Origin of the sequence: Scandinavium sp., from assembly GCF_051650185.1 — a bacterium.
Taxonomy (GTDB): Bacteria; Pseudomonadota; Gammaproteobacteria; order Enterobacterales; family Enterobacteriaceae; genus Scandinavium.
On record NZ_JBOFIN010000041.1, the window covers coordinates 1 to 11,588 of the forward strand.

11 protein-coding genes, 2 tRNA genes and 1 pseudogene are annotated in these 11,588 nt (G+C 50.5%); 9 read left to right on the forward strand and 5 right to left on the reverse strand.

The window, feature by feature from the left end; genetic code table 11:
- Window positions 1-82: pseudogene (locus ACRCWW_RS05225) on the reverse strand (ribosome assembly RNA-binding protein YhbY); the annotation flags it as partial.
- Window positions 83-207: 125 nt separating this feature from the next.
- Between ACRCWW_RS05225 and rlmE the strand changes: the two are divergent.
- From rlmE to ACRCWW_RS05260, 7 genes are all read left to right on the forward strand, one after another.
- Window positions 208-837, forward strand: a complete 630-nt coding sequence (gene rlmE / locus ACRCWW_RS05230) for a 23S rRNA (uridine(2552)-2'-O)-methyltransferase RlmE (protein WP_330983970.1) — start codon at window positions 208-210, stop codon at window positions 835-837.
- Window positions 838-951: 114 nt separating this feature from the next.
- Entirely contained in the window at window positions 952-2,889 is a 1,938-nt protein-coding gene (gene ftsH / locus ACRCWW_RS05235; RefSeq protein WP_404657554.1) for an ATP-dependent zinc metalloprotease FtsH, read from the forward strand.
- A 98-nt stretch (window positions 2,890-2,987) separates the two neighbouring features.
- A complete protein-coding gene (folP, locus tag ACRCWW_RS05240; RefSeq protein WP_438681465.1) occupies window positions 2,988-3,836 on the forward strand; it encodes a dihydropteroate synthase in 849 nt (282 codons plus the stop codon).
- The gene (glmM, locus tag ACRCWW_RS05245) at window positions 3,829-5,166 is read left to right on the forward strand and encodes a phosphoglucosamine mutase (protein WP_438681466.1); all 1,338 of its coding nucleotides are present in this window, start codon (window positions 3,829-3,831) and stop codon (window positions 5,164-5,166) included. Before folP ends, glmM begins: the two co-directional genes overlap by 8 nt.
- A 227-nt stretch (window positions 5,167-5,393) precedes the next feature.
- Window positions 5,394-5,723: a preprotein translocase subunit SecG gene (gene secG, locus ACRCWW_RS05250; RefSeq protein ID WP_330983966.1), complete on the forward strand. Its 330-nt coding sequence runs from the start codon at window positions 5,394-5,396 to the stop codon at window positions 5,721-5,723.
- Between the two features lie 9 nt (window positions 5,724-5,732).
- Window positions 5,733-5,819 (forward strand) — tRNA-Leu (locus tag ACRCWW_RS05255).
- A 171-nt stretch (window positions 5,820-5,990) separates the two neighbouring features.
- Window positions 5,991-6,389: a hypothetical protein gene (locus ACRCWW_RS05260; protein ID WP_438681467.1), complete on the forward strand. Its 399-nt coding sequence runs from the start codon at window positions 5,991-5,993 to the stop codon at window positions 6,387-6,389.
- Between the two features lie 42 nt (window positions 6,390-6,431).
- Here ACRCWW_RS05260 and ACRCWW_RS05265 read toward each other — a convergent pair whose 3' ends face one another.
- From ACRCWW_RS05265 to argG, 4 genes are all read right to left on the reverse strand, one after another.
- Window positions 6,432-6,983 carry a YfaZ family outer membrane protein gene (locus ACRCWW_RS05265; protein ID WP_438681468.1) on the reverse strand — a complete coding sequence of 184 codons (552 nt, stop codon included), beginning with the start codon at window positions 6,981-6,983 and terminating at the stop codon, window positions 6,432-6,434.
- Window positions 6,984-7,061: 78 nt separating this feature from the next.
- Window positions 7,062-8,102, reverse strand: coding sequence for a porin OmpA (gene ompA / locus ACRCWW_RS05270; protein WP_438681469.1), 1,041 nt, complete (start codon window positions 8,100-8,102; stop codon window positions 7,062-7,064).
- Between the two features lie 217 nt (window positions 8,103-8,319).
- Complete coding sequence (locus ACRCWW_RS05275; protein WP_438681470.1) at window positions 8,320-8,949, reverse strand: helix-turn-helix domain-containing protein; 630 nt, start codon at window positions 8,947-8,949, stop codon at window positions 8,320-8,322.
- A gap of 193 nt (window positions 8,950-9,142) precedes the next feature.
- Window positions 9,143-10,489: an argininosuccinate synthase gene (gene argG / locus ACRCWW_RS05280; protein WP_438681471.1), complete on the reverse strand. Its 1,347-nt coding sequence runs from the start codon at window positions 10,487-10,489 to the stop codon at window positions 9,143-9,145.
- 333 nt (window positions 10,490-10,822) lie between these two features.
- Between argG and ACRCWW_RS05285 the strand changes: the two genes are divergently transcribed.
- Window positions 10,823-10,899, forward strand: a tRNA-Met gene (locus ACRCWW_RS05285).
- 199 nt (window positions 10,900-11,098) lie between these two features.
- A complete protein-coding gene (rimP, locus tag ACRCWW_RS05290) occupies window positions 11,099-11,551 on the forward strand; it encodes a ribosome maturation factor RimP (protein ID WP_438681472.1) in 453 nt (150 codons plus the stop codon).
- Window positions 11,552-11,588 lie beyond the last annotated feature (37 nt).

The window sequence follows — 11,588 nt, forward strand, 5'->3', positions numbered from 1 at the left end:
CATTGTTGCCAAGCATAACTACCGGCTTGAGCGGATGTGCCAGACCTTTCAGGTGCTGTTTTTGTTTAGTACTCAGATTCATCGTATATTTTTGCTTACGTTGGGATTGAAAACGGTTCATTCTACCGCCATCTCCCAACTATCACCAAATCGGCCGTTAAAATTTACGCAGCCGGATAGGATGAATCGTCCCAATGGGAAAGTTAAATGACAGGTAAAAAGCGTTCTGCCAGTTCCAGCCGCTGGCTTCAGGAACACTTTAGCGATAAATATGTTCAGCAGGCACAGAAAAAGGGGTTACGTTCCCGTGCCTGGTTTAAACTTGATGAAATACAGCAAAGTGACAAACTTTTTAAGCCGGGAATGACGGTAGTCGATCTCGGTGCTGCGCCCGGCGGATGGTCACAGTATGCCGTTACGCAGATAGGCGGTCAGGGTCGCATCATTGCTTGCGATCTTTTGCCGATGGATCCCATCGTCGGTGTCGACTTCCTTCAGGGCGATTTTCGTGATGAATTAGTGCTGAAAGCGTTACTCGAACGCGTAGGTGACAGTAAAGTCCAGGTTGTCATGTCCGATATGGCTCCAAACATGTGCGGAACACCGGCGGTGGATATCCCCCGTGCCATGTATCTGGTGGAGCTGGCGCTTGAGATGAGCCGTGATGTTTTGGCTCCGGGCGGCAGTTTTTTAGTGAAGGTGTTTCAGGGCGAAGGTTTCGAGGAGTACCTTAAGGAAATTCGCTCCCTGTTTACGAAAGTTAAAGTTCGTAAGCCGGACTCTTCGCGTGCTCGTTCGCGTGAAGTGTACATTGTAGCGACCGGGCGAAAACCATAACCCGACGATTTTACACCAATGCCGGTACGGCGGCGGTATGAAATGTGACGGATGTATAGTAACCTGACGCTGTTATTAACACAGTTGTAATAAGAGGTTAATCCCTTGAGTGACATGGCGAAAAACCTAATACTCTGGCTGGTCATCGCAGTGGTGCTGATGTCTGTGTTCCAGAGCTTTGGGCCCAGCGAGTCAAATGGCCGTAAGGTGGATTACTCTACCTTCCTGCAAGAGGTCAATCAGGACCAGGTTCGCGAAGCGCGTATCAACGGACGTGAGATCAACGTTACCAAGAAAGATAGTAACCGTTACACGACTTACATTCCGGTTAACGATCCTAAACTGCTTGATAACCTGCTGACCAAAAACGTGAAAGTCGTGGGTGAGCCACCTGAAGAACCAAGCCTGCTGGCTTCTATCTTCATTTCCTGGTTCCCAATGCTTCTGCTGATTGGTGTCTGGATCTTCTTCATGCGCCAGATGCAGGGCGGCGGCGGTAAAGGCGCCATGTCGTTCGGTAAGAGCAAAGCGCGCATGCTGACGGAAGACCAGATCAAGACCACTTTTGCGGACGTCGCAGGTTGTGACGAAGCGAAAGAAGAAGTCGCTGAGCTGGTTGAATACCTGCGTGAGCCAAGCCGTTTCCAGAAGCTGGGCGGTAAAATTCCAAAAGGCGTCCTGATGGTGGGCCCACCGGGTACCGGTAAAACGCTGCTGGCGAAAGCTATCGCCGGTGAAGCGAAAGTGCCTTTCTTCACCATTTCCGGTTCTGATTTCGTAGAAATGTTTGTTGGTGTGGGTGCATCTCGTGTGCGCGACATGTTCGAACAAGCGAAGAAAGCGGCACCTTGCATTATCTTCATCGATGAAATCGACGCCGTAGGCCGCCAGCGTGGTGCAGGTCTGGGCGGTGGTCACGATGAACGTGAGCAGACGCTGAACCAGATGCTCGTTGAGATGGATGGTTTCGAGGGTAACGAAGGTATTATCGTTATCGCGGCAACTAACCGTCCTGACGTACTTGACCCTGCGCTGTTGCGTCCAGGCCGTTTCGACCGTCAGGTTGTGGTCGGTCTGCCAGACGTACGTGGTCGCGAACAGATCCTGAAAGTTCATATGCGTCGCGTTCCACTGGCGCCAGATATCGATGCGGCAATCATTGCGCGCGGTACACCGGGCTTCTCTGGTGCGGATCTCGCTAACCTCGTCAACGAAGCGGCTCTGTTTGCTGCTCGCGGTAACAAGCGTGTCGTGTCGATGGTTGAGTTCGAAAAAGCGAAAGACAAAATCATGATGGGTGCGGAACGCCGCTCCATGGTGATGACGGAAGCACAGAAAGAGTCCACGGCGTACCACGAAGCGGGTCACGCAATTATCGGCCGCCTTGTTCCGGAACACGATCCGGTACATAAAGTGACGATTATTCCACGCGGTCGTGCGCTGGGTGTGACTTTCTTCCTGCCTGAAGGCGACGCGATTAGCGCCAGCCGTCAGAAGCTGGAAAGCCAAATCTCTACGCTGTACGGCGGTCGTCTGGCTGAAGAAATCATCTACGGTGCGGAGCATGTGTCGACCGGTGCGTCTAACGACATTAAAGTCGCGACAAACCTGGCGCGTAACATGGTCACTCAGTGGGGCTTCTCTGAAAAACTCGGTCCACTGCTTTATGCAGAGGAAGAGGGCGAAGTGTTCCTTGGCCGTTCCGTGGCGAAAGCCAAGCATATGTCCGATGAGACAGCCCGTATCATCGACCAGGAAGTGAAGCTGTTGATTGAGCGTAACTATGCTCGTGCTCGTCAGCTGCTGAATGATAACCTGGACATTCTGCATACCATGAAAGATGCGTTGATGAAGTATGAAACCATCGATGCACCGCAGATTGATGATCTCATGGCTCGTCGTGATGTTCGCCCGCCAGCTGGCTGGGAAGATAGCAACGGCAGCAGCAACAACTCTGACAGCAATGGCACCCCGAAGGCACCGCGTCCGGTCGATGAGCCGCGCACGCCGAATCCGGGTAACACCATGTCAGAGCAACTGGGCGACAAGTAAGTCTTCCGTTGTTGAACATGTTGTTTATGATTGAAACCCTGGGGCTTGCCCCGGGGTTTTTCTTTTTCTGTTAATTACCGTAAGGCCAGGACTCCGCCATGAAACTCTTTGCCCAGGGCAGTATGCTCGATCTTTCGCATCCTCACGTGATGGGTATTCTTAATGTCACGCCAGATTCTTTTTCAGACGGTGGCACGCACAACCAACTGGTTGATGCGCTGAAACACGCCAATCTGATGATCAATGCCGGGGCGACTATTATTGATGTCGGTGGAGAATCAACGCGACCGGGTGCGGCTGAAGTTAGCGTGGAAGAGGAACTGGCTCGTGTTATCCCGGTGGTTGAGGCTATCGCTCAGCGTTTCGAGGTCTGGATTTCTGTTGATACCTCAAAGCCGGAAGTGATCCGCGAATCCGCCCGTGCAGGCGCGCATATCATCAACGATATCCGTTCCCTGACTGAACCTGGCGCACTTGAAGCGGCTGCGGAAACGGGCTTACCGGTTTGCCTCATGCATATGCAGGGTAACCCAAAAACAATGCAGGAAGCGCCAAAGTACGATGACGTGGTCGCGGATGTAAATCGCTTCTTTATTGAACAGATTGAACGCTGTGAGCGGGCCGGTATCGCAAAAGAGAAATTGTTACTCGACCCGGGCTTTGGTTTCGGTAAAAATCTCCAGCACAACTACGCACTTCTCGCACGTCTGTCCGGGTTTCATCACTTTGGCCTGCCGCTGTTAGTCGGGATGTCGCGCAAGTCGATGGTCGGGCAATTACTGAATGTTGGGCCAACTGAGCGGCTTAGCGGAAGCCTGGCCTGCGCCGCGGTTGCTGCGATGCAAGGCGCGCATATCATCCGCGTGCACGATGTTAAAGAAACTGTTGAAGCGATGCGTGTGGTAGAAGCCACGCTGTCTGCAAGGGAAAATAAATACTATGAGTAACCGCAAATATTTCGGCACCGACGGTATCCGCGGCCGTGTAGGCGACGCACCGATAACCCCTGATTTCGTTCTGAAGCTGGGTTTTGCTGCAGGTAAAGTCCTGGCGCGCCATGGCTCACGTAAAGTGATCATCGGCAAAGATACCCGTATTTCTGGTTATATGCTGGAGTCTGCACTGGAAGCCGGTCTTGCTGCAGCAGGCCTTTCAGCTTCCTTTACCGGGCCAATGCCAACGCCCGCCGTTGCTTATCTGACTCGCACATTCCGTGCTGAAGCAGGTATCGTTATCTCGGCTTCTCACAATCCGTTCTATGACAACGGCATCAAGTTCTTCTCCATCGATGGCACCAAGCTGCCAGATGACGTAGAAGAAGCCATTGAAGCGGAGCTGGAAAAAGAGATCACCTGTGTGGACTCCGCTGAACTGGGTAAAGCCAGCCGTATCGTCGATGCAGCAGGACGTTACATCGAATTCTGTAAGGCGACGTTCCCGAATGAACTGAACCTGAATGAGCTGAAAGTCGTGGTTGATTGCGCGAACGGGGCAACCTATCACATTGCGCCGAGCGTGTTCCGTGAGCTGGGTGCGAAAGTGATCACCATCGGTTGTGAACCGAATGGCCTGAACATCAACGAAGAAGTTGGTGCTACGGACGTTCGTGCTTTGCAGGCGCGCGTATTGGCAGAAAAAGCGCATCTGGGTATCGCTTTTGACGGCGACGGCGATCGCGTGATCATGGTTGACCATGAGGGTAACAAAGTCGATGGCGATCAGATCCTCTATATCATCGCCCGTGAAGGCTTACGTCAGGGCCAGCTGCGCGGTGGCGCTGTCGGCACGCTGATGAGTAACATGGGTCTCGAAGTGGCGCTGAAGCAGCTTGGTATTCCGTTTACTCGCGCGAAAGTCGGCGACCGCTATGTGCTGGAAAAACTGCAGGAGAAGGGCTGGCGCATTGGGGCGGAAAACTCCGGGCACGTCATTCTGCTGGACAAAACCACAACGGGTGACGGTATCGTGGCAGCCCTCCAGGTTGTTGCCGCGATGGCGCGCAACCACATGACGTTGCAGGATCTGTGTAGCGGTATGAAGATGTTCCCACAGGTTCTGGTTAACGTCCGTTACACCGACGGCGCGGAAAACCCACTCGAACACGAGACAGTGAAAAGCGTCACCGCTGAGGTAGAGGCTTCACTTGGAAGTCGTGGTCGCGTTCTGTTGCGTAAATCTGGCACTGAGCCACTGATTCGCGTGATGGTGGAAGGTGAAGATGAAGCACAGGTTAACGCCTTCGCTCACCGAATTGCTGATGCGGTGAAAGCGGTTTAACCCAGCGATAAGCGTTTAAAAAGGCGGCGGTTGTCGCCTTTTTGTTGCCTCATAGTGTGTCTTTTGCTGTTTTTTTCCGCACTTGATACAATGCATCAAAATTGCCCTTGCGAAGCCAATTCGCTTTGGTTAGTATTCACACCCGCTTCAGTGGGAAACGTTAATAAATCCCGCTTTATTGGTTGAAGCACTTGGTATGCGGTAATCCCGCAAGGAACAGGTTGATTATGTACGAAGCTCTTTTGGTCGTTTTCCTTCTTGTTGCGATTGGCCTCGTTGGTCTGATCATGCTGCAGCAGGGTAAAGGCGCTGATATGGGAGCCTCCTTCGGAGCAGGCGCATCCGCTACGTTGTTTGGTTCAGGTGGTTCTGGTAACTTCATGACCCGCATGACCGCGATTCTGGCGACGCTGTTCTTCATCATCAGCCTAGTTTTGGGTAACCTGAATACCAATAAAACCAGTAAAGGAAGCGAGTGGGAAAATCTGACTGCGCCGAAATCGGAGCAGACTCAGCCAGCAGCACCGGCACAGCCGAGCAGCGATATCCCACACTAAGTAATCAGTACCGAGGTGGTGGAATTGGTAGACACGCTACCTTGAGGTGGTAGTGCCCTAACGGGCTTGTGGGTTCGAGTCCCATCCTCGGTACCAATATTCCAGAAAAGAGACGTCGAAAGACGTCTTTTTTTGTTTTTGCCCTTTCTGTTTTTCGCCTTGCTCCAGAGTTTTTTAATAAACAAAACTCTCCTGTCTGGACTCATGTTAACTCGATAAAGTCTTCATCGTTTGTTTTTACATCATCTATGCGGATATGAAGACGCCATGAATATCACCAAATTGCTTTCCCTGACCGGACTCTTATTGCTGGCGGGATGCAGCAGTTCATCCTCATTAAATACAGTCAATGAAATCCAGAATATGGCTGTGCCAGTCGTACATGCTCAGAATACTGTGAGTGCAGAAAGTTCGGAGGTGACCCATTGCTATAAAGAGAATGCGACACGTCTGAGCGAACTCCAGTACTCGCTGAAATCAACGATGTTGAAAGATGTCAAACCGTCTGAAATATTTGATACCCATAGCGATGCGCACCAGGTTTATACGGCGTTATCAAAACTTGAGCAAATTTCAGCGATGAATGAAGCGTATCGGAAAGAGGGGAATATGGCCGGGCTTCAGGCAATTAGTGAGATGCTTAAGCCACTGAATGTGGCTGCGTGAGGGATGATGAGGATTGCCGGTGGCCCAGCAATCCTCTGAAACTCAGAAGCTGAAGTTAAAACCAGCGTAACCACCATCGGCCAGCTTGTTGTCGCGATGACCATTCTTCCCGGCCATATCGATATAGCGATAGCCTGCCTCAACATACATGGATTTGATGACCCGCAGACGCACTCCAGCATTCGCCTCAACGTAATCTTCTACGCCGCTCGACAATGAATCAGGTGAGTAGTAAGACTCGCCAAATACGGTGATAAAGTCGCCCAGTGGGATCTGCGCACCGCCGCCCACTGCGATGGCATAGCCTTCATCCCCGCTCTTCGGGTTCAGGTACAGAGCTTTACCGCCAACGGTAAACAGAACCGGACCGAGTGGAAGATTCAGACCCATTCCAAGACCAGCAACATCGCCATCGTCATCGCTGTGTGCCCAGTTTCCATTGAATGTCAAGCCTGGATCATTCGCTCCAAAGCTGGCAGACAGGTTGGTGTACTTTTCACCCGCTTCGCCATGGAGATTAATTGCTGCATTCGCGGCACCCATAGTGCCAAGCGCCATAACAAGTACGGCGGTTTTGAAAGTAAACGTACGCATAGGGTAATCCCTCAAAAATGAAAAAGCCCGATGCAGATGCCCGGGCAAGTCAATCAAATGTTTGCTATCGCGATAAAATTACTGACCGGAAATCTGCACGACTACGCGACGGTCTGGTGCCAGGCAGGAGATCAGCGCATTGCCTTTCTGGTTGTCACAGGTGTTGCCCGTGACAGAATCGCTGGCGCCGCGGCCTTCGGTCTGGATGTTGGCTGCAGGCATGCCCAGGTTCACCAACTGATCGGCAACGGCCTGTGCGCGACGAGCGGAGAGCTGCTGGTTATATTCAGCCTGGCCGGTGCGGTCACTGTAGCCAATCACGGTCGTGGCGTTGTTTTTAGCAGCTTGCATCTCCGGGGAGTTATACAGCTGGCTGATCGCTGCCTGACCTTCGCTGGTCAGTTCTGCGGAATCGTAGCCGAACATTACGTCAGACTTCAGGTTGAAGGTTTTCACTTCAGGCGCAGGTGCGTCTACTGGTACCGGAACTACAACAGGTGCATCTTCATGTTGACCGAAACGGTACACCAGACCGGCGGTGAGGGAGCTGACATCTGCGCTCACGCCAATCTGGTTGGAATTACCCACATTGCTGACCCACTGGTATTCCAGACGGCCTGCCCAGTTTTGGGTAAATGCGTATTCGGTACCTAAAGCGACAACCGGGCGAATGCCAGTTTCGAATTCTGTACGACCATTGGTATCAGACTCTGCACGGTAACCCATCGCACCAAAGCGACCATAGACATCCCAGTTATCCGTGAATCCATAGCTGGTTTTCAGAGAAAGTTGCAAGCCCTGGCTTTTCATCTTTGTGCCATTAACGTCATTATTGCCGTTAATCTGCATGTTACCGAGATAGTCGTAACCGCCTTCTACTGCCAGCCAGTCATTGATCTGGTAGCCGCTGAATACACCGCCGCCGACATTATCGTGATCGATATTAAAATTTGTGGCGTCATGCAGGTTGTCGTTAAAGTCTTTATTGCCGCTGGCATCGAAATAATGGGACCAGCCAAATTTGGCTCCGCCATACCAGGTACCAGCATCACCCGCAGCAAATGCTGTTGATACAACACATACATTTAAAACCATCAAAGCGATAAGCGTCTTTTTCATCTTGAGTCTTTATCCTGTTATCAAAGCAAAAATTGAAATGCTGAATAGCGCAAGTTGCTAAGATAGAGATAAAGTTCATTCATGAATAATTTAAAACAGTTTAAAATTAAACCTAGACTTTTTTTTAATCAAGACTTTTTCGATGGATGTAATTATGTATTTAAATGTAAGGGGCCTTCGTTTTTATTCTTTATAATAAAAGGAAGGCCTGCAATTTTTAAAATTTCTCAGGGAGCGTTTCGATATGCTGTAAATATCCGCCGCGAATGAACTGGATGTATTTACCTTTCTTCAGTGCTGAAAGCACATTGAGTACGCTGCTGCGAGAAAGATGGGTACGATCCTGGATATAATCAAGCATTGACGTGCGCATTCTTGTTTCTTCGGGAAGTAAGATCATTTCTAATAAATGATTCCGAATCACCGAATAAGTGCGCTGCTGGAGTACCAGAGCATCACGGTAGGTTAAATAAGCCGTGTGGTAGGAAAGAAGAATAGTCACCTCTTCCCACAGGTTTTGTTCACGCAACACCTGAATAGCATCTTCAGCATCAATTCTCAAAAGCTCAGAGGAGACTTCAGCGCGTAAAACATGAGTGCGCATAGGTTGCATCATCTCGGCAATACCGAACAGATGGGCATCGTAGACGGTAACGATCAATAACCCGTCCGAGGCTCGCAGCATAGAAATCTCGCCTTTCATGAACAGATAGAGCTGAGGCTTCCCTTTATAATCCCAGTTAATTTTCTTTCTGGCGATGGCGTTCATGGGTGTTGCATGGGGTTCCAGTGCGCTAAGAAGACGGTTTATCGCCTCTTGCGGGCGAACAGGTTGCGTAATATGCATTGAGATCCTCATGAATACTGATGATTTCTTACGTCAGAATTATAGATGAGCATGGTAAAACACTACCAACGAAACGGACAGGTAAAATAGACCTAAAAACGGCGTTTACGCGAAAAATGTGAAGGATTAGCAATCTTTTTCGGATGTAAAAATAAAAAAAAGGCCGGAGACCCGGCCTTTTTTGTAACAAACGTTACTTTTTCGCGTGGTGCTCCAGGTTTTCCACCTGAGGTAACCCGTTGTCAGACGAGGCGGAAAGCAGCCCGCTTTTCGCATAGCCGAACAGCTTCTCGCGGGTATCCGTAATGTCCAGATTACGCATGGTCAACTGGCCGATACGATCGTCTGGTGAGAACACCGAGTCGCCTTTCTCCATGGTCAGACGTTCCGCTTTGTAGGTCAGATTGTCAGAGACGGTGTTGAGGATGGAGTAATCATTCCCGCGGCGCAGTTCCAGAGTGACTTCGCCCGTGATCTGACTTGCCACCCAGCGTTGCAGGCCATCACGCAGCATCAGTGCCTGCGAATCGAACCAGCGGCCCTGATACAGCAGGCGACCCAACTGACGACCATGAGCATGATATTGCTCAATGGTGTCTTCGTTATGGATACCGGTCAGCAGGCGTTCATAGGCGATGTGCAGCAGGGCCATACCCGGGGCTTCATAGATACCCCGGCTTTTCGCTTCGATGATGCGGTTTTCAATCTGATCGCTCATGCCCAGACCGTGACGGCCGCCGATGCGGTTGGCCTCCAGCATCATCTCCACATCATCGCTGAACGTTTTGCCATTCAGCGCGACAGGATGGCCTTGCTCAAAACGCACGGTGACTTCTTCCGCTGGGATCTTCACGTTCTCATCCCAGAACTTCACACCCATGATTGGGTTGACGATCTTGACGCTCGAGTTCAGGAATTCCAGATCTTTTGCTTCGTGGGTTGCGCCCAGCATGTTGGAGTCGGTGGAGTAGGCTTTTTCAACAGACATTTTATAGTCGAAGCCACACTCAATCATGAACTCTGACATTTCCTGGCGGCCACCGAGTTCATCAATGAAGTCAGTGTCGAGCCACGGTTTGTAAATTTTTAGCTCGGCATTGGTCAGCAGGCCGTAACGATAAAAACGTTCGATATCGTTGCCTTTGTAGGTACTGCCGTCACCCCAGATGTTCACGCCATCTTCTTTCATTGCGGCAACCAGCATTGTGCCAGTGACGGCGCGGCCAAGCGGGGTGGTGTTGAAATAAGTCAAACCACCGGTGGTGTTGTGGAAGGCTCCGCACTGAATGGCGGCAATACCTTCGGCAACCAGTTGTTTACGGCAATCAATCAGGCGCGCGTTCTCGGCACCGTATTCCATTGCGCGGCGTGGGATAGCATCGTAATCCTCTTCATCAGGCTGACCGAGGTTTGCGGTGTATGCGTAGGGCACAGCGCCTTTTTTTCGCATCCACAGCAGTGCGGCGCTGGTGTCCAGACCACCGGAGAAAGCGATACCAATACGTTGACCAGATGGAAGATGCTTGAGAATCGTCGTCATAAAGTAAAACCCTGCTTGCCAGACTGTGTTGAGGTAAAAGTTTCTGTTGTCACTGCATGTTTATGCAAAATAAGTGAGTTTTCATTTAATCATCTTTTTTCGGGAACAGGAAGTGATTCATGCATTTTCCTTAAAAAATTCCCGACCAGAAGCGTTAACATTATGCATAACAGCAGGTTTTTTATGCCTCAACAAGCGAGGATATTAATGAGTTGACAGATCCAATTAATTTTCAATATACTGCAGGCCGATTTTACGTCCCGTCCTCGGTACCAAATCCCAGCAGTATTTGCGTTTTTTACCTAAACCCGGTAAAATATGCCACGTTTCAGGCGCGGGGTGGAGCAGCCTGGTAGCTCGTCGGGCTCATAACCCGAAGGTCGTCGGTTCAAATCCGGCCCCCGCAACCACTTTCCCTTTGAGTTCTTTTTCAAATATACTCTTCGTATGTCGTCGCTGGATTTGAAAAAATTCTCACGGAAAGTACTCCAGATCGCATTTGCGGTTATAGGGTTCAGTTATCTAAAGCCCCGATTTATCGGGGTTTTTTGTTATCTGACTAAAGAATAACTGGGCTTTACGCCCTTTTTTTATGTCTTGGGGGTGGGCTTGTCCACATTAGAACAGAAATTAACAGAGATGCTTACGGCGCCGGTTGAGGCACTGGGCTTCGAGCTGGTTGGCATCGAATTCATTCGCGGTCGCACATCCACGCTGCGCATCTATATTGATAGTGAAGATGGCATCAATGTTGATGATTGTGCTGATGTGAGCCACCAGGTCAGTGCCGTCATGGATGTCGAAGACCCCATTACCGTCGCTTACAACCTGGAAGTTTCCTCACCAGGGCTCGACCGTCCTATGTTCACCGCTGAACATTACACACGTTTCCTCGGTGAAGAGGTTACGGTTGTCCTGCGCATGGCGGTTCAGAACCGTCGTAAATGGCAGGGCACTATCAAAGCGGTAGATGGTGAGATGATCACTGTTACAGTCGAAGGCAAAGATGAAGTGTTCGCGCTGAGTAACATCCAGAAGGCGAACCTGGTTCCCCACTTTTAACAGTCTGGATTGAGGTGAAAGGCCCCGATGAACAAAG